This window comes from Candidatus Uhrbacteria bacterium CG10_big_fil_rev_8_21_14_0_10_50_16 (assembly GCA_002774875.1).
Lineage (GTDB): Bacteria > Patescibacteriota > Patescibacteriia > UBA9934 > UBA11717 > UBA11717.
The window spans coordinates 214155-232022 of record PCYM01000001.1 but is presented as its reverse complement, the minus strand read 5'-3'; the positions used below and the strand labels follow the sequence as shown (position 1 = coordinate 232022).

Annotated in this window: 14 protein-coding genes; 12 read left to right on the top strand and 2 right to left on the bottom strand. The window is 51.9% G+C overall.

Annotated features, from left to right (window positions below; genetic code table 11):
- The 3 genes from COV06_01240 to COV06_01230 are packed head-to-tail and all read left to right on the top strand — an operon-like array spanning position 1 to position 3292.
- Entirely contained in the window at positions 1–1344 is a 1344-nt protein-coding gene (locus COV06_01240; GenBank protein PIR48006.1) for a beta-glucosidase, read from the top strand.
- Between the two features lie 36 nt (positions 1345–1380).
- Complete coding sequence (locus COV06_01235) at positions 1381–2754, top strand: hypothetical protein (protein PIR48005.1); 1374 nt, start codon at positions 1381–1383, stop codon at positions 2752–2754.
- Between the two features lies 1 nt (position 2755).
- The gene (locus COV06_01230; protein PIR48004.1) at positions 2756–3292 is read left to right on the top strand and encodes a hypothetical protein; all 537 of its coding nucleotides are present in this window, start codon (positions 2756–2758) and stop codon (positions 3290–3292) included.
- A gap of 57 nt (positions 3293–3349) precedes the next feature.
- Here COV06_01230 and COV06_01225 read toward each other — a convergent pair whose 3' ends face one another.
- Positions 3350–3592, bottom strand: coding sequence for a hypothetical protein (locus tag COV06_01225; GenBank protein ID PIR48003.1), 243 nt, complete (start codon positions 3590–3592; stop codon positions 3350–3352).
- 30 nt (positions 3593–3622) lie between these two features.
- Between COV06_01225 and COV06_01220 the strand changes: the two genes are divergently transcribed.
- From COV06_01220 to COV06_01200, 5 genes are all read left to right on the top strand, one after another.
- Positions 3623–4306: a helicase gene (locus tag COV06_01220; GenBank protein ID PIR48002.1), complete on the top strand. Its 684-nt coding sequence runs from the start codon at positions 3623–3625 to the stop codon at positions 4304–4306.
- A gap of 697 nt (positions 4307–5003) precedes the next feature.
- Positions 5004–7859 (top strand): ribonucleoside-diphosphate reductase, adenosylcobalamin-dependent, encoded by a 2856-nt coding sequence (locus tag COV06_01215; GenBank protein ID PIR48102.1) that lies wholly within the window; start codon positions 5004–5006, stop codon positions 7857–7859.
- The gene (locus COV06_01210; GenBank protein ID PIR48001.1) at positions 7846–8049 is read left to right on the top strand and encodes a hypothetical protein; all 204 of its coding nucleotides are present in this window, start codon (positions 7846–7848) and stop codon (positions 8047–8049) included. Before COV06_01215 ends, COV06_01210 begins: the two co-directional genes overlap by 14 nt.
- 112 nt (positions 8050–8161) lie before the next feature.
- On the top strand, positions 8162–8419 hold the full coding sequence (locus COV06_01205) for a hypothetical protein (protein ID PIR48000.1): 258 nt from the start codon (positions 8162–8164) through the stop codon (positions 8417–8419).
- Positions 8416–8772, top strand: coding sequence for a hypothetical protein (locus tag COV06_01200; GenBank protein PIR47999.1), 357 nt, complete (start codon positions 8416–8418; stop codon positions 8770–8772). Before COV06_01205 ends, COV06_01200 begins: the two co-directional genes overlap by 4 nt.
- 80 nt (positions 8773–8852) lie before the next feature.
- On the opposite strand, the gene COV06_01195 is transcribed toward COV06_01200, so the two are convergent.
- Positions 8853–11006, bottom strand: a complete 2154-nt coding sequence (locus COV06_01195) for a hypothetical protein (GenBank protein PIR47998.1) — start codon at positions 11004–11006, stop codon at positions 8853–8855.
- A 157-nt stretch (positions 11007–11163) separates the two neighbouring features.
- Here COV06_01195 and COV06_01190 point away from each other — a divergent pair, with 157 nt between their 5' ends.
- From COV06_01190 to COV06_01175, 4 genes are read left to right on the top strand one after another with little or no spacing between them, the layout of a single operon-like run.
- Complete coding sequence (locus COV06_01190) at positions 11164–12981, top strand: hypothetical protein (GenBank protein ID PIR47997.1); 1818 nt, start codon at positions 11164–11166, stop codon at positions 12979–12981.
- 25 nt (positions 12982–13006) lie between these two features.
- Complete coding sequence (locus COV06_01185; protein PIR47996.1) at positions 13007–14308, top strand: hypothetical protein; 1302 nt, start codon at positions 13007–13009, stop codon at positions 14306–14308.
- A gap of 1 nt (position 14309) precedes the next feature.
- Positions 14310–16064, top strand: a complete 1755-nt coding sequence (locus COV06_01180) for a hypothetical protein (protein PIR47995.1) — start codon at positions 14310–14312, stop codon at positions 16062–16064.
- A 1-nt stretch (position 16065) separates the two neighbouring features.
- A complete protein-coding gene (locus COV06_01175; protein PIR47994.1) occupies positions 16066–17733 on the top strand; it encodes a hypothetical protein in 1668 nt (555 codons plus the stop codon).
- The last annotated feature ends 135 nt before the right edge of the window (positions 17734–17868 follow it).

Sequence of the window (17868 nt, the reverse complement as noted above, 5' to 3'; positions counted from 1 at the left end):
ATGGGACTCATGAGTGAGCGCACAAAGGATCTCCATTACGAACCCCGTCAATTCCCGGAGGGGTTTTTGTGGGGCACGGGAACGAGCTCGTATCAAATTGAAGGCGGAAATAAAAACGCCGACTGGTGGAAGTGGGAGCAAGAAGGCGGACACATTGCCGACGGTACAACGTCTGGGAGTGCGGTGGATCATTGGAATCACTACAAGGAAGATTTTGCGCTTGCAAAAGATCATCTGCACAACAACGCCTATCGGATGAGTGTGGAATGGTCACGTTTGGAGCCGAGCGAGGGAACATGGGACGGGGAGGCGTTTGCGCACTATCGTGATCTGCTTTCAGAGGCCAAAAACCAGGGTTTGCAAATTATGTTGACGTTGCATCACTTTACCAACCCGCAATGGTTGATGGACGAGGGAGGTTGGGAGACACATAAAGTGGTTAAATACTACACACGATTTGTAGAAAAGGTGTGTGAGGAGCTCGGGGAGTTTGTCGACCTATGGTGCACAATCAACGAGCCGATGGTCTATGTGCTGCAGGGGTATGTTTTTTTGGAGTGGCCTCCGCAACGACGGAGCTATTACAAGGCGGCCAAGGTGGTGTGGTGGCAGACACGGTGTCACAGAGCAGCGTACAAACTGATTCATGCGTGGGCGCGTGCACGCAATAGAACAACACAGGTCGGGATTGCCAACAATGTCTCCTCCATGACCATTTACCGCAAGCATAGTTTTGTGGATCATGTGGCAGCAGCGGCGATCGATCGCGGCATGAATCACGTGTTCTACTATGTCAGTGGCATGCGCACGCACGACTTTTTGGGGCTCAACTATTATTTTCACTTTAGACTCAAAAGTGCGTGGGATTTTTTAAAGCGTAAAGGGCCGGTGGAGAATTCACAAAGTGCGCAGTTTGAATCGTCTGACATTGGCTGGGAATTATTTCCCCATGGAATATTTGATGTCTGTATGGACATGGCGAGTTACAAAAAACCGATCTATATTACGGAGAATGGGTTAGCGACGACCAACGACGACAAGCGTATCCGGGTGATTGTGGGATTTTTGATGCAGCTGTACTACGCCGTACAGGAAGGTGCCGACGTGCGCGGGTACTTTCACTGGTCTTTGTTGGATAACTTTGAATGGGCAAAAGGATTTGCGCCTACGTTTGGACTTATCGAGGTTGATCGCACGACCATGAAGCGAACACCTCGCACGAGTGCCATGGTCTACGGTATGATTGCAGAAAAGAATGCCATTGAGCACGACTTCCTTCGGTTCTTGGGGCATGGAACCACCGACATTCTCAACGAGTGGAAAAAGAATCATCAACGTGGTTGATGAACGATTATTTGTGACAGACATCTCAACCCATCTATGAAATACGACTACGACTTATTAGTGATTGGATCCGGTTCTGCAGGATTCTCCGCGGCGCATGCAGCAAAAGGGCAGGGTCGTAAGATTGGCATTGTGGAGGCGGATCGTCTTGGAGGTGAGTGTCCAAACTGGGCGTGCGTGCCAACGAAAGCTCTCTTAAAAAGCGCCAAAGTCTACAGAGATTTATTGCAGACGCAGATGTATGGCGTGACGAGCAAGGATGTGACGGCAGATTTTGTGGAGATTATGAAGCGGCGTGGTCAGATTGTTGGTGCCCTCGGTGGATCGCGTATCGAAAAAATCGCCGATAAACTTGGCATAGATGTGTTACATGGGTTTGCAACATTTTTGGACGCGCATACGGTACAGATCGATGACAAGCAGGTGACGTCGGACAAGTTTGTAATCGCGACTGGATCCTCCACGTTTGTTCCCGAGATCCCGGGGATTGATCAGGTGGCGTGGATTGGATTTAAAGAGGCGGTGACGTTTGATGCGCTGCCCGAGTCTATGACCATTATCGGGGGCGGGCCTGTTGGGTGCGAGTTGGCATTGATTTATGCGAGTTTTGGCACGCGGGTCACGATTATTCAACATGCGGGCGCGCTGTTAAATCGAGAAGAACCAGAAATCTCAGAGCTTGTTGCAAATCAATTTGCCGTTTTGAATATCCATGTTGAATTAAACGCGGAGGTGATTCGTGTCGAGAAAGCAGAAAAAGGGACACAGACAAAAGTGCGCGTGGGAAAGGAGATGAAAATAATCAAATCACAAGTGCTTGTGTTGGCAACGGGTAAGAAGGCAAATACCGCAGGCCTTGGTTGTCAGGCTGCGGGTGTGCAATTGGATGCGCGGGGAAATGTTCTCACTAACTCAGAGCTCGTAACGAGCGCGCAAAACATCTGGGCGGCGGGGGATGTGGACGGTGGGATGTTGTTTACGCACACGGCACACTATGAAGGGTCACTTGCAGGTGCGAATGCGTTTGCTAAAACTCCACGACAGGTGGACGAACGCGTGGTGCCGCGGGTGACGTTTGTAGACCCAGAGGTGGCGAGTGTGGGAATGACGGAGGCAGAAGTGCGAGAAAAATACGGCACCGTGCTGGTGGGAACATTTTATATGCGAGGTCTTGGTCGTGCCTATATTGATGGCAACACAAAGGGATTTGTAAAGCTTGTTGCGGATCCAAAAACGCGCAAACTGCTTGGCGGCCACATAGTAAGCGAGCGAGCCGGGGAGCTGATTCATGAAGTGGCGCTTGCGATTCATCTGAAGGCGCGCATGGATGATCTGGCGGAAATGATACACGCCTATCCAACGTATTCAGAAGCGGTCGCAGGTGCGGCGACGATGGCAGAGGTTGTGTAATATGGAACTAGCAACGATTATTTTGTTGATTGTGTTGATTTGTTTGTGCATTTTTTCGGTGTTTATGGTGGCGGTGACGTTGACGATTTTCTCGGGCGCGCCGTGGGTCCCAACAAATAAGGCGATCACGCGCGCGATGTGTGGTCTTGGCGGGATTAAACCAGGTGATCGTGTCGTGGATCTGGGGTGTGGAGATGCGAGTATGTTGCTGGTTGCGGCGCGCGAATATGGCGCCGTGTGTATAGGCATCGAACTCAATCCCGTATTGGTGTGGTTGGCACGATGGCGCGCGTATCGCAACGGTGTATCGGATATGGTTACGATTATTCGAGGGAACATCTTTAAGGTTGATCTGCCGGATACGGATGTGGTGGTTCTGTACCTTCTTCCAAAAGCCATGCAGAAAATCGAACAGCGACTTAGAGACCGATACACGCATGTCAAAGTCCTCTCTCACGACTTTACGCTTTCCGGTGGGGCGACGATAAAAAAAGAACAACCGGTCGGTCGTGCTACGGCTCGGTTGTACGAATGGTAAAAACAGGAAGCCCGCCCAAGTAGTGTCCCGGGCGGGCTTCGTTCGTGTTCAGGACCGTCAGGCGGTCACGTGCGGCAGAACCTCGGGCGGCTTGCCTCCGTTGTTCCTGATGGCGATGGCGAGAGCCCATCCGGCGACCTCGCGGCCAACTCCGGTGTCGATGAGATCCTGTACGACCTCGTGCTGGACCCTTCCGTTGCGCAGGCGGACGTCGACCCACCCAGCGAGCTTCCGGCCCTCCTCCTCGTTCTTCCTCCAGTCTCGTTCTTCCCCAGTCTCCACGGTATTGGCGCTGCGCATGTCGGCTCCTTGCGTCGTGGAATTTGACGCATGTCCATTCAACCTGTCTTTGCAGATTTTGTCAAGGGTTCTCTCAGATTAGAGATAAAATCAATATGTTATAATCGTGTCCTAGCTCGACCTCCTCTTTTATCTATGTCCAAAGAAATTGTTCTCGATATTGAAACTCAAAACACCTTTGAAGACGTTGGCGGATGGCATCATGACAAGCTCCGCATATCGCTCGTTGGGGTGTATTTTTTTGAAACAGACAGTTACGAATATTTTTTGGAGCCGGACCTGCCAAAACTTTGGCCGCGGCTTGAGCAAGCGGATCGTATTATCGGCTACAACCAAAAAGGGTTCGATAACCCGGTTATGAATAATTACTACGCGGGTGATTTGAATCAAATTCCACAACTCGACCTGTTGGAAAAAATTCACCAGACGCTCGGCTATCGCGTCAAGTTAGATGACGTGGCAAAGTCCACGCTTGGTATGGGAAAGTCTGGTCACGGATTACAGGCAGTAGAGTTTTGGAAGGAAGGAAAAATTCAGGAACTCGCCGACTATTGTTTGCAAGATGTCCGTGTCACGAAAGAGATTTATGAATTTGCACGCGAGCATGGGCATGTGTTGTTTGAGGACCGGATGGGGCAGGTGCATGAGATTGCCTTTTCTGTGGCGCCGGAGGTAGAGCTTGCCGCCTCCATCAACCTCTCAATGCCGCTTTAAGTGGTGAGCATCTTGAGTCAAAACGTGCTAAGATTGGGCGCGTGTTGGAAGGGAAAAAAGGTTATCCCCAAACGTAGCGTTGTGCGACACTATAATGGAGGGATGGGACACCGTATCTTGTGGTAGAATCCACATTGGAGCACAAGATGTGGGATTGTCGTCGAACCTGTCCCTGGTGACACGGCTCACACGTTCGCTCTTTGCAGGCTTGTCTTTTACAGTGTGTTGGATGAACTTCGCTAATCCTTTGTCCGCGGGAATAAAGGTTTGATGAGGTTCCAATATCTCCTTGATTGGGATGTTGTTTTTGTCCGCACCAAGAGAATAAGCTACAAGGCTTTAAGAAACAAACATCGGACCCATTATGTCTTCAACCAATAAACTGCAGCAAACAGTCGCAGGCTCTGCCGACGCTGTTTGGACGTTTCTCACCTCCGTCAAACTGGTAAAAAAAATGGACGGGCGCGAGGAGACGTTCTCACAAGAGAAGCTTTACAAATCAATCGATGCAGCGGTGCGTACCGCTGGGTTGAAGCAAGATAAGGCGCTGCGTTATGCCGAGCGCATGACGGGTCATGTGATTACGCGTTTGAATAAAGTGTATGACGGCGTATTAGTGCCAACAACGGGTGACATTCGCGAGATGGTCTCGCTTACGTGTATCGACAACAACCTTGCGTTTGTGGCGCGCGCGTACATGGGTCAAAAACAAAACCTCATTCCCACACACCGTTCCGAACCAAAATATGGAAACGGCATTACGGTAGCACGGCATTTTACAACTCCCGGTGTACACCCATTTGATCAAATCACGTGGGAGACGCGTGTTGCAGCGATCAAAGATGAGAAAGGGAATGTTATTTTTGAGCAGAAAGACGTAGAAGTCCCAGCAACCTGGTCGCAAACAGCTACCAATATTGTTGTCTCAAAGTATTTTAAAGGAAAGATTGGTGAACCGGAGCGTGAAACAAGTGCTCGTCAGTTGATTGGACGCGTAGCAACGACAATGGCAAATTGGGGCCGCAACGACGGCTATTTTCAGACGGCGGAGGACGCAGATATATTTGAGGCGGAGTTGGCGCATATTCTCATTAACCAGAAGGCGGCGTTTAATAGCCCCGTTTGGTTTAATGTCGGTGTGAGCCAACATCCACAATGTTCGGCCTGTTTTATTAACTCGGTGCAGGACGACATGCGATCCATTATGAACCTGGCTACCACGGAGACCATGCTGTTTAAGTATGGATCGGGTACGGGTTCCAACTTGTCGAATCTTCGTGGGTCGTGTGAGTACTTGGCAAAGTCCAATGGCAAGAGCTCAGGCGTTGTGAGTTTTATGAAGGGCTGGGATTCGTTCGCCGGGATCGTGCGGTCTGGCGGAAAAACGCGACGGGCAGCGAAGATGGTGATTTTAAACATCGATCATCCAGATGTAGAGGAGTTTATCGAGTGTAAAGTAAAAGAGGAGAAGAAGGCATGGGCGCTGATTGATGCGGGTTATGATGGGTCCTTTACGGGAGATGCATACAGTTCCATTTTCTTTCAAAACGCCAACAACTCGGTGCGCGTAACGGATCAGTTTATGCGTGCTGTGGAGACCGATGGCGACTTTTCTACGATCGAGCGCACAACGGGGAATGTGGCACAAACGTACAAGGCGCGCGAGTTGATGCGTAAAATGTCAGAGAGCGCGTGGTGGTGCGGAGATCCGGGTGTGCAATATCATGACACCATTAACGCATGGCACACGTGTAAAGTGACAGATCAAATTAACGGATCCAATCCTTGTTCGGAGTACATGTTTTTGGACGACACGGCGTGTAATTTGTCGAGTCTTAACCTCATGTTGTTCCGACGCGAGGACAAGAGTTTTAACGTTGAGGAATACAACCATGCGTTGGAAGTGATGATTACGGCTATGGAGATTGCTGTTGGAAACTCGGATTATCCAACTCCCTCTATTGAACAAAACAGTTTCGATTACCGACCTCTGGGCATTGGTTATGCCAACCTTGGCGCGTTGTTGATGAGCCGCGGATTACCGTATGACTCGGACGAAGGTCGTAACTTGTCGGCGGCACTTACGTCTATCATGTCGGGCCAGACGTACTATCAAAGCGCCAAAATTGCCGAGAAGCTTGGTCCGTTTGCTGGGTACGAGCGGAATCGCGAGTCTATGTTGGGCGTGATTCGCATGCATCGTGAAGCGGCGTATCGCATTCCAGAGGCAGGTGTGCCGGCAGAAGTGTTGGCAGCTGCGCGATCGAGTTGGGACAGGGCGTTGGAGTATGGAACAAAACATGGATTCCGCAATGCGCAAATTAGCGTATTGGCACCGACGGGAACCATCTCATTCCTTATGGATTGTGCCACAACAGGTGTGGAGCCAGATATCGCTCTCGTTAAGTACAAATGGATGGTAGACGGCGGCATGGAGAAGTTGGTCAATGGAACGGTGCCGGAGGCGCTCGAGTTCCTTAACTACAACCCAGAACAATGCGCGTCGATTATTGACTACATTAAAGAGAAGGATACGATCGAGGGGGCACCTGGATTTAAAGACGAGCATTTGCCTGTGTTTGATTGTGCCTTTAAAGCCGCACAGGGAACACGCACCATTCATTACATGGGACACGTGCGCATGATGGCGGCGGTGCAACCGTTTTTGTCGGGTGCTATCTCCAAGACCGTCAATATGCCAGAAACGGCAACGGTAGAGGATGTGGAGGAAGTGTATCGCGAAGGGTGGAAGATGGGACTTAAGGCCATTGCAATTTACCGTGATGGATCTAAGCGTCAACAGCCGCTCACCACGTCACTCAAACAGAAGGACGACGGAGCAAAAGGAGATTCCGCGGAAGAGACGTCCGCGCCTGTGCAAGAAGCCCCACAGCCCGTGGTGATTACACGTGAGGTTTCTACCCCACGCCGACGACGGTTGCCAGACGAGCGCCGATCCGTTACGCATAAGTTCTCGATTGCCGGTCACAAAGGATATTTGACGGTTGGGTTGTACGACGATGGAACACCGGGAGAAGTGTTTATCATGATGAGCAAGGAAGGATCAGTGATTTCTGGGCTCATGAACGCGCTCGCGTCTGCCGTCTCTATCGCCCTGCAGTATGGCGTACCGTTGGAGGCGCTTGTAAATCGATTTGCACACATGCGCTTTGAACCGTCCGGATTTACCAATAACGCCAATATCCGCATTGCAAAGTCCGTAGTGGATTACATCTTCCGATGGATGGCGTACAAGTTCTTGGATGTTAATAAGCAGATCGAATTGGGAATTCAGGTGGATAAGCAGGGAATGGATGATCATTTGAGCAGACCACATGCAGAGGAACCTGAGGTAAAAGACCCGTTGGATCAAGTGAGCTTGTTCGACGCAAAGGCAGAAGGGGAAACCTACGGATACAAGGCAGCGTCACTTACGCAGACGTTTGACAATCAGTCGGACGCGCCGGCGTGTGATACCTGTGGATCCATTATGGTGCGCAATGCGGCTTGTTATAAGTGTCTCAATTGTGGGTCTACAAGTGGATGTAGTTAAGAATGAGCATTTGACGATTCTTTTGTCGGCAGAACATCGGGAGGCAGTATGGGTCACTGGTGAAGAAGCGTTGCAGATGAAGTTGACAAAGGCAACGCAAACCGCAATGCTGGAATATACACGTCAGGAAACCGTTTACGGCCTGCAAGGCATTGATTTGATTCACGGGGAGGATTCGTGTTGTGCGTGAATTACCCGTCTGTACAGAAACGCACCCCCTTACCTCGATTAATAGTGATGTAATTGATGCCCATAATGCGCTGCAAAAAGAAGATGTTGCGGAAATTTGATATACTGTCTTTATGAAACAAGCAACAGGAGAAAGGACGCTTGCACGCGAAATGCGACGTCTCAATGCCAATCTTGATCGTATCCAAAAAATCGACGGATTCTCATTTGCGGGTAACAAGAGAACGTTTGTTGGGTTGCAATTTGGGGCGGGGGTGATACGAGGTGTCGGCTCGGCGATTGGAGCCACGGTCGTTGTTGCCATTGTGCTTACGATCTTGCGACTGTTTCCGTTTACAAAAAAATTAATAGATGTAATTCAGCACTTATGAAAAAACTCATTCTCTCGCTCATGGCCTTCTCACTCGTGGGAGCTGGATGTGCTTCCAAACCCTCCGATTCAATTCCTGTTGAACCATTAGCAGTGCCTGCGCAGGAGATCCCTAAGACAGCGGCTCCCGTGGATAGTGCCGCAAAGACCCAAGCGCTTAACCTTATGCTCGACGTGGGACAGTTGCTCGTGGATGCAAGTACCGCGGGTGTGGATGCAACACAATTGAGTGTGTGGGAGGAAGAAGGATATGTGGGATCGCGTGCAATCCGTGATGAAGATTATGCAACGGCCGTCACGGCACTTACGGGTCTTAAAGCAAAACTTGTTGCAGCGATTGCTGCGGCGCAATAAAAAAAGAGATAAAAGGAAAAGGGGCTCACGCAGATTGCGGAGCCCCTCTTTTTTCGCGTCCCTCCATGTGCAGGAGGGGGTTAGCTCGTGGGGGCGAGCTCTTCACCCGGCGCCTTCGACTCCCGCAGGGGGAGGAGGGCGGTCTGGTGGATGACGATCTGGCTGCGGAGCTCGCTCAAGATGAGCTGCAGCTCGGCGGCCATGTCCTCGGCGCCGGCGAGGCGGTGGCGGAGCGCCCGCAGGGCGCTGTCCCGTGCCCGGAGGCTGAGGCGGCCCTGCTGGCTGCCGAACACTCCGAGAGACCGCCAGGCGCAGAAGACGGTGTAGACCACCAGTTGGGCGGCCAGGATCTCCTGCTTGGCGTCCAGCTCCGTACCGGGCGAATCCCGGCGGTGGAGGCTCTTGGCCATCACCTGGACGGCCTTTCCGTCTCCGTTGAGGTGTAGGAACCACACGTGGTCCTGCACCTTGTCGGGCGCCTCGAGGGTATCGAGGTCCTCCGGCAACGGATTGCCCTGGCGCCGGAGTTCCATGACTCGGAGCCAGGACGTGATGTGACGGAAGAATCCGTCCGTCCAGTCGGTACCGAAGTACCGCTGGTCGGCGCCCAGGTAGGCGCTTCCGAACGGCGTACCGTCCGGCAGCTTCTCGCAGGTGACCAGGATCAGCGGGAAGCGCTTCACCTGGCGACCACCCACCTGGCCTTTGCCCAAGATCCGGCGGGCCTCCGCCGGGGTCTCGGGGTTGATGCCATCGGAGTGGAGCAGTCCCGGCTGCTCCACACCTTTCACCTGCCAGTCGACCGCGATGGCCGGCGTGCAGGTGGGGTCCGCCTGTGCCTCCTGGATCTGACGGGAGGCGGCCTCCGCCAGGAGCATCTTTCCCCACAGCGCGTCCAGCGCCATGAAGAGGTACTCCTCGGCCACGGCCTGACCCTCGGGGAAGGCCAGGCCGTCCGTGCGGCGGGAACGCCGCAGGAGCAGGACCGTGGTCGCCACCACCCCGTAGGGGGAGGCGGCGGTCCGCTCATCCATCCGCTCATCTCCCGCCATCAGCTGGCGGGTCTGCTCTTCATCCTCCACGCGCAGCTGCAACTCCTGCAGCTGCCGGATCCAGCCCTCCAGCTTCTCCTGCTGGCGGGGTGTGTCCGCCCGCGCGCTCTCCTTGAGAGCTTCCGCGCGGGCGGCGAGGTTGGCGATCACCTCCTGGATGGTCGTGGTGTTACCCACGTTCATCCCGAGGTGGACCTTCTTGCCCCCCATCCATTGGTGGAGCATCCATGCCTCCACCGATGCCCAGTTGCTGGGGTTGCGCAAGTCACTCACCAGAGCGGTGAGGCTCCGCAAACGGCGGAGCAGCGTGGAGGGCGGGCTGAATGCCCGGTTGGCCTTCTTGGCCTCCAGCGCCTTGCGGCGCACCTCCGTCCGGATCATGGCCGTCAGCTCCGCCATCGTGCGTGGAGCGGTGTCCGGCTTCCATGCCGGGCTCACGTCCTCACGCTGGAGGTACCAGTGAACCATCTCCTGGTCCACGGCGGCCAGATCGGAGGTCTCAATCTGCAGGTTGCTCGTCATGTAGGTGACGAGCAGTCGGTAGATCCAACGGAGGTCACGGAGGACCTCCTGGGAGGAGTAGGACTCCTCCCGGATCTTCCCACCTTCTCCGATCTGGAAGCAGCACACCCGGTTCAGCTGCTTGAGGAGCCAGCTGATTCCGCCGCGCATGGCGACGGGAAAGTTGTCCTTCATGGTGGTGTAGGCCACCATGTGGTGGAGCTTTTCCACCGACTCCGCGACCTGCGCCTCCGAGGCGCGGATGCCCCATCCCCGGAAGAGGGTCTGGAGCCGCCGGCCAATGGCCTTGTCGTCCCCGGCCAGGTGGAGCATGAGCTCCGTGGCCGAGTCCGCGGGGTTGCCACTCCCGTGCTCGTCGTAGGGCGACCACCACTGGTCGCCCTCGGAGACGGGGGAGGTCCCACCGTTGGGGGTCGTGCCGATCCACGCGGCGTACAACTGCACGCCGTCGGCGTCCCGCCCCGTCTCGCTCATCTGGCGCGCCAGGGCATTGGAGATGCCGCTCGCGTCCAGGATAAGGTTTACGGAACTCTTCGGGTCCATGAACTCGACCTCAAAGAGGCCAAGCACGCATCCAATCACGGCTGCCAACAAGTCGTCCAAATGCGGACGACCCGAGTGGAAGCCCATCCAACCAATCTTCTTCACGTTCACGCTCATCGCATCCTCCTCTCGCGCACGTAGGCGCAGATCAAATGTGTTGCACAGCCTCAAACAGGCATGTTTCTGGTGAATTTTGCACAAACCTCAGACGGAATGTGACGGTCTAACCTATCAGAAAATGGCGATTTTGTCAAGGTGGTATACTGTGTGCTAGATGACACAAAAATCCCCAAAAACACGGGCGTATTACGGGAATCGCTCTGCATCCGTCTCCACGCCTTCTCGTGTGCGTCTTTTGCAGGCCGCGTTTTTTCTGGTTGCCGCCATGCTTATTGTCCGTTTGGGGTATTTACAGATCCTCAAGCACGGGGTGTATGAGGCCTTGGCGAGCGGGCAACGGGAGCTCTATAAAGACCTGTATCCACAGCGCGGGTCCATTCTTGTAGAAGATCGAGATGGCACAGAGGTGGCGATTGCCACGAATCAATTTTTAAATCTTGTGTGGGCAGAACCTCGTAAAGTCGACGACCCTGTGCGTACCGCAGATGTATTGTCTGACATTTTAGGATTGTCTCGTGAGGGAGAGGAATCTGTGAATGATCAAGGAGAAACCATTACGTTACCTTCGGAATACGATCACGTCCTTGCGCAATTACAAAAAGCCGACGACCCCTACGAGCCGATTAAACGTCGAGTAAGCGAGGAATTGGGAGACGAGATTACGCGCGCAAATCTCACGGGGATTCATTTATTGCGTGAGCAATTTCGCTTTTATCCTGAGGAGGAAACGACGGCACATGTGACGGGCTTTGTGAGTGAGGACCCCAATGGAACCGTAAGTGGAAAATATGGATTGGAGGGTTACTTTAATGACACGCTCGCAGGGCAGCCGGGATTTTTATTCTCAGAGCTGGATGCAAAAGGCAATTGGATTGGGATCGGCGCACGTAATCTTCACGATGCACAAAATGGTGCGGATCTTGTATTGACACTTGATCGCACCATTCAGCATGTGGCCTGTACAAAATTGCAAGAGAACGTAGATCGCTTTGAGGCCGATAGTGGATCTTTGATTATTTTGGATTCAAAAACGGGTGCTGTTTGGGCTATGTGCGGTGTGCCTACCTATAACCCCAACGTATACAACGAGGTAGAATCAATTTCTGTCTATAATAATCAGGCAATCTTTTCTGCATATGAACCAGGTTCCGTGTTTAAACCGCTCGTGATGGCGGCGGGATTGGATGCGGGCGCTGTTACACCGAGCATGACGTATAACGACACGGGAGAAGAGAAGATTGATCGCTATACTATCCGCAACTCAGACCATAAGGCCAACGGTATCCAAACCATGACGGAAGTGCTGGAGAAGTCGCTCAATACGGGGATGATTTTTGTGATGCGTAAAATGGGAGGTGATGTTCTGGCGCGCTATGTGCATGATTTTGGATTTGGCGAGACTATTGGGATCTCGCTTAACAGTGAGGTACAAGGGGAGATTAGTGCTGTGGATAAAGGGCATGAGATTTATTCTGCGACGAGTTCCTACGGTCAGGGATTGACGGTGACACCGCTGCAAATGGCACGCGCTTATACGGCACTTGCCAACGGGGGAGCGATGATGCAACCCTACCTTGTAAAGGAAGTTCGACATCAAGATGGTACCGTTGAGAAGACGGATCCTGTGCAACTTCGCCAAGTTGTCTCCCCAAAAACCGCCCAACTTACTACCGCGATGCTCGTATCCACAGTTGAGAATGGACATGCAGGGCTTGCAAAGGTCGATGGATATTACATTGCCGGAAAGACAGGAACGGCGCAGGTGGCCAACGATAGTGGTACGGGATATCAAACGGGCAATACGATTGCAACGTTTGTGGGCTACGGTCCAGCGCGTGATCCACGGTTTGTGATGTTGATTCGAATAGATCACCCACGTGCGTCAGAATGGGCTGCCGGAACCGCCGCTCCCTTGTTTGGGGAGATCGCGGATTTTCTGCTACACTATAAGCAAATTTCCCCCGAACGATAACCTATAGAGCCGCATTCCTGCCTGTATGAAACAACTCCTCCAGCGCGTTCTTGCGCGCCTTGCCAAAAAAACGTTACGTGCGTATAAACCAAAAGTTATTGCAATTACCGGGTCGGTCGGTAAGACGTCCACACGCCATGCGATTGTTGCTGCCATTGGTTCTTCACGACGCGTGCGCGCGACAGTAGAAAACTATAATAATGAGATTGGTGTGCCGTTGACTATCCTCAACGAGACGTCACCTGGCCGCTCATTCTTTGGTTGGGTGGGTGTGTTGTGGCGCGGATGGCGATGCTCTCAGGGTGGCGCGCATGATTATCCAGAAATTCTTGTGCTGGAATTTGGAGCGGACGCACGAGGAGACATTCAATACCTTTGTCAGATGGCGCGTCCCTATATAGCAGTTGTAACAGCTGTTGGTGTGGCGCACGCAGAATATTTTGGAACGATCGAGGATGTAAAAGAGGAAAAAAGCGCATTAATTCGCGGATTGGCAGCGGATGGAATCGCGATTTTAAATGCAGACGATGCAAATGTGTCAGGCATGAGTCATCTCGCCAAGGGGTCTGTGGTGACGTATGGATTAGGTATGGCGGATATTACGGCGGAGGATATTCGCGTTGATATGCGTCAAAATGGTGAGACGCTTGTTGGTGACACAATGTCTCAGTTAATGTTTACGCTCAGAATGGGACGAGACTCCGTGCCCGTTACAATGAAAAACGTGATTGGAGACGCGCACGTACGATCTGTATTGGCAGGCGCAGCCGTAGCTCTGCAGCTTGGACTGTCTCCTTCAACGATCGCAAAAAATGTCCAGTCCTACATCCCTATGCCGGGTCGATTGCGGTTGTTGCCAGGTATTAAACATACGTTGTTAATTGATGATACCTATAATGCGTCACCGGAGGCGGTGCATGCGGCGCTGGAAGTGTTGTGTGGTGTGCCTATTAATGCGGGTGCACAACGTATTGCGGTTGTGGGAGATATGTTGGAGTTGGGACGCTACTCGGAACAGGCGCACAAAGATGTTGGTAAACATGTCGCAACATTGCCGATTGATTTGTTTGTGACGGTGGGAGAACATGCACGCGATGCCGCACGTGCGGCGTTGGAGCAGGGAATGGCACAGACGCAGGTCTACACGTATGCAAATTCGGTGGACGCGGGGCGATTTTTACAGGAGCGGATGAAACGTGGAGACGCGATTCTTGTTAAAGGATCGCAGGGTATTCGTACAGAGAAGATTGTCAAAGAACTCATGGCAGAACCGTTGAGAGCACCAGAGCTTCTTGTGCGTCAGTACGGAAAATGGCTTGCAAATTAATATGGACTTTGGAGGACATTATGTTGGATGGGATGAGGAACGCAATGCGCGGCGCCAACAACGGCGAGCAGAGTTAGAATCGTCCATTGATGTTACCCGTCCAATGGAGGAGGCGGCGTTAGAAGAAGACGAGATTGATCGTGCAAAACATCCTGCGGAGGGCGGAGGTGTTGCGTTAGAGGCAATTCCTATTTTAAACGTGGACAATGTGAGTATGTTTACAAGGGAGGCGCAGCAGGCGCTCGCAGATACGTTTGGCCCATGGAAGATTGAGAAGAGGGAGGGTGCGGGTGTATTTGGCGAGGTGTTTCGTGTTCGAAAAATGCCAGAAAAAGGCTGGGAACGTGCCATGATGGGGAGTCAGGGGCGACTGGGTGTAATCAAAACGATGTATGAACCCTCTGCGGGCAACGCGCGTTTTTATGCGGAAGAGGTGGCAAAGTACCATCCTGACGAGGGATTCGATACAAATGCGGATAAAATTGGCTCGGCGCGTGATCGTATGGAGCACGAAATTGCTGCAACACTCGAAATGGGCGCGCTCCAAGATGTGCGACGTGTGGAGGATAAGCGTGGGGAGAGAAAACTTGCTCTCCTTATGGGGTATGTTCCAGGGCAGGACATGAAAACCATTTGGGAGGCAATTGAGGCGGGTGAGTCCGTCATGGAGATTCATGACGCGCGTGCGATGGGGGCGTTAGCGTTTGAATCGGTTGCGCGGCAGTTGATCGATATGCGTAAGCTTGGCTGGGCGCATCACGATATAAAACCTGCAAACATTCGCGTGGATACAGCATTACCACACAGGGCACGTGCGGTGGATTTTGGCATTTCAGAACGGACAGGTGTTCCAAGGCCTACGGGACGTTATTCAGGAACGCCTTTCTTTGCAGCTCCGGAACAATACATCGACGTTCCGATGGAGAAGTCGTTGGAAGACATGTACTCCTTGGCCATGTGTCTTGCGAGAGGGTTTAAATTGATTATCCGAGATCCAAAGAAGGTAGAATTGGATATTCAGAACAAGATTATCGAAATCATGAATGGTACGTTTCATCTCTCTGCAGAGAATCGAGAATCAATTCAAGAATTTATCACGCAGCAAACGGGTGAGCCTTTGAGTCCTGCGGAGCTGAAGCTAGCCGAGTTAGCGTGGGATGTGGTGTTGCCATATGCAAATGCGCTGAAGAATGAGCGCGTGAATGCATGGAAATCGTATGCAGATGGGCGAGGAATGGATCTCACGATGTTTGCCGAAGGTCTTTCGGATTGTTTGGAGGATTTATTCGCAGAAGGGGGATGCGCCTATGTGAGCCGAGAAGAGGAAGAATCCTGGCGGGAGGAGATCGAACAACAGACAAAACAAGAGGCAACAAATCTCGTCTTACGTGCACAAGAGCTGTGGCGACGGTATGAGGGAGAGAGGATGGTTGATTTCTCCGCACGCATAGAGACGCTCAACAAGAACCTGCGTACCATGGATACACGCGAGGATGCAGAGTTTGTGTGCGTTTTGGCGCAGCACGCGTTGCGTCAGTTAGGGGAGGAAACGGGGCTGGAGGTGTCCAAGGAGATCGAAGGAGAAGAACGTGCAGAGATGGATCATCTCGTGGAAGAATCCCGTGCGTTGCGCGAGCCAGACGAACAACCGTTAACGGCTCAAGAACAAGAAGACCTTGCGCAACTCTTGGCGGAGATAAAATCAACGACGAATAAAGAAGCGGACGCACCCGAAGAGTCACAACGAGCTGCCTAGTATGGACCTATTGCTACAAAATATTTTCTTGCAAATTGCCTTCGTGATTGTAACGGCGAGTAGTTTGGCATTACTTGCATTTAAAATCAAACAGCCATTATTGATTGCCTACATGGTGGCAGGGTTGATTATTGGCCCAGGTGTTCTTGGGTTTGTGCATCAAACGGAAACCATGCGGGCCTTCTCGGAGGTTGGTATTGCGTTTTTGTTGTTTTTGGTCGGTCTAAATTTAGATTGGCGAAAGATTAAGGACATTGGTTCCGCGGCGATCGTTGTTGGTCTTGGTCAAACGGTGTTGACGACGGGATTGGGTTACGGTGTGGGAATGTTGCTTGGATTCAATGCGACAACGAGCCTCTTTTTGGGTACTGCATTTGCGTTTTCTAGTACGATCGTGGTGGTAAAAATGCTCGCAGACAAAGAGGAATTAGAACGGTTACACGGACGATTAAGCATTGGAATTTTGATTGTGCAGGATTTACTTGCTATGGGTTTACTGCTTGTACTGGGTGCCTTGCGAGATCACGGAAATGTAACGGAGTTAATTACTATTTCTTTGGTAAAGGCGGTTGTTGTGTTAGTGAGTTTGTGGGTGGTGGCGCGTTTTGTATTGCCGGCCGTGTTTCGTTATGCCGCGCGCTTGCAGGAACTCTTGTTTTTGACGGCCGTTGGTTGGTGTTTTGCCGTCACAAGCGTGTTGTTCTTTCTAGGATTTGGCATTGAGATTGGCGCGTTGCTCGCAGGAATCTCGCTGGCTGGCACCGGGTTTCATCGAGAGATCGAATCTAAAATCAAGCCGTTGCGCGATTTTTTCCTTATCATTTTCTTTATCGTTCTAGGGACAAACCTTTCTTTGGAGGCGTTGCAAACCATGTGGGTGCCAGCACTTGTGTTTAGCACCGTTGTGTTGTTAGGGAAGCCTTTAATTATCGTTCCTTTGTTGCGTGTGTTTGGCTATCACCCACGTGCAGGATTTATGACGGGTGCGACGGTGGCCCAGGTGAGCGAATTTTCTTTTATTGTTCTTGCCGCAGGAATTGCCGCTGGCTTAATTGCGGAGGAGATTCTCCCGATGGCCACCATGGTTGGGATGATCACTATTGCCGTCTCCTCCTACCTGATTCTTTACGGAGAGTCGGTTTACAAATTATTTGCATGGATGTTTGAATGGATGGCACCGGGATACGCACCACTGGAGAGTGTCCGGTCTCGTGCATCCGCCATTTTATTATTTGGGTATCAGGACATGGGTGCGGCAATTTTGCCATCGCTCTTGTGCGTGCATAAGGATGTGTTGGTAGTGGATTATGATCCACAACAAATTGAAGCGCTTCAGGATAGGCCTGTTCAGGCGGTTTATGGGGATGTCTCTAACGAGGAACTTTTGGTGGGACTGCAAGCGCACAAAGCAAAACTCCTTGTGTCTACCATTCCGGATAGGGAAGTGAACGAAGAGATTTTGTCCTACATGAAACGTCAACGGGGTACGACGATTGTAATTGTAACCGCACGCAATACACTGGATGCGGAATATCTCTACAAGCACGGTGCAACATTTGTGATTGTGCCAAGCGTAATGGGAGGAGAATTTTTTGCAGAGTTACTCAAAAAGAAAAAAACGCTTAAGCGGTCCTGGCATGCAGAAGCAAAACGGTTTTTGTCTGTGTGATGGGTGGAATTAACGACCTCGCGTATGTGGGGTCGTTTTTGATTGACGCATGACGGAAACTGAAAATTACGTATTAAGATGTCAGGTTTCTCTCTAACGCCTGGAGGTATAGATGAATGATTTCTCGTTGGAAGA

What these genes read in the sequence shown, in the direction of transcription:
- COV06_01240 (PIR48006.1), top strand. Translation starts at nt 1, where the DNA reads ATGGGACTCATGAGTGAGCGCACAAAGGATCTCCATTACGAACCCCGT.
- COV06_01235 (PIR48005.1), top strand. Translation starts at nt 1,381, where the DNA reads ATGAAATACGACTACGACTTATTAGTGATTGGATCCGGTTCTGCAGGA.
- COV06_01230 (PIR48004.1), top strand. Translation starts at nt 2,756, where the DNA reads ATGGAACTAGCAACGATTATTTTGTTGATTGTGTTGATTTGTTTGTGC.
- COV06_01225 (PIR48003.1), bottom strand. Translation starts at nt 3,592, where the DNA reads ATGCGCAGCGCCAATACCGTGGAGACTGGGGAAGAACGAGACTGGAGG.
- COV06_01220 (PIR48002.1), top strand. Translation starts at nt 3,623, where the DNA reads ATGTCCATTCAACCTGTCTTTGCAGATTTTGTCAAGGGTTCTCTCAGA.
- COV06_01215 (PIR48102.1), top strand. Translation starts at nt 5,004, where the DNA reads ATGGGTCAAAAACAAAACCTCATTCCCACACACCGTTCCGAACCAAAA.
- COV06_01205 (PIR48000.1), top strand. Translation starts at nt 8,162, where the DNA reads ATGAAACAAGCAACAGGAGAAAGGACGCTTGCACGCGAAATGCGACGT.
- COV06_01200 (PIR47999.1), top strand. Translation starts at nt 8,416, where the DNA reads ATGAAAAAACTCATTCTCTCGCTCATGGCCTTCTCACTCGTGGGAGCT.
- COV06_01195 (PIR47998.1), bottom strand. Translation starts at nt 11,006, where the DNA reads ATGAGCGTGAACGTGAAGAAGATTGGTTGGATGGGCTTCCACTCGGGT.
- COV06_01190 (PIR47997.1), top strand. Translation starts at nt 11,164, where the DNA reads ATGACACAAAAATCCCCAAAAACACGGGCGTATTACGGGAATCGCTCT.
- COV06_01185 (PIR47996.1), top strand. Translation starts at nt 13,007, where the DNA reads ATGAAACAACTCCTCCAGCGCGTTCTTGCGCGCCTTGCCAAAAAAACG.
- COV06_01180 (PIR47995.1), top strand. Translation starts at nt 14,310, where the DNA reads ATGGACTTTGGAGGACATTATGTTGGATGGGATGAGGAACGCAATGCG.
- COV06_01175 (PIR47994.1), top strand. Translation starts at nt 16,066, where the DNA reads ATGGACCTATTGCTACAAAATATTTTCTTGCAAATTGCCTTCGTGATT.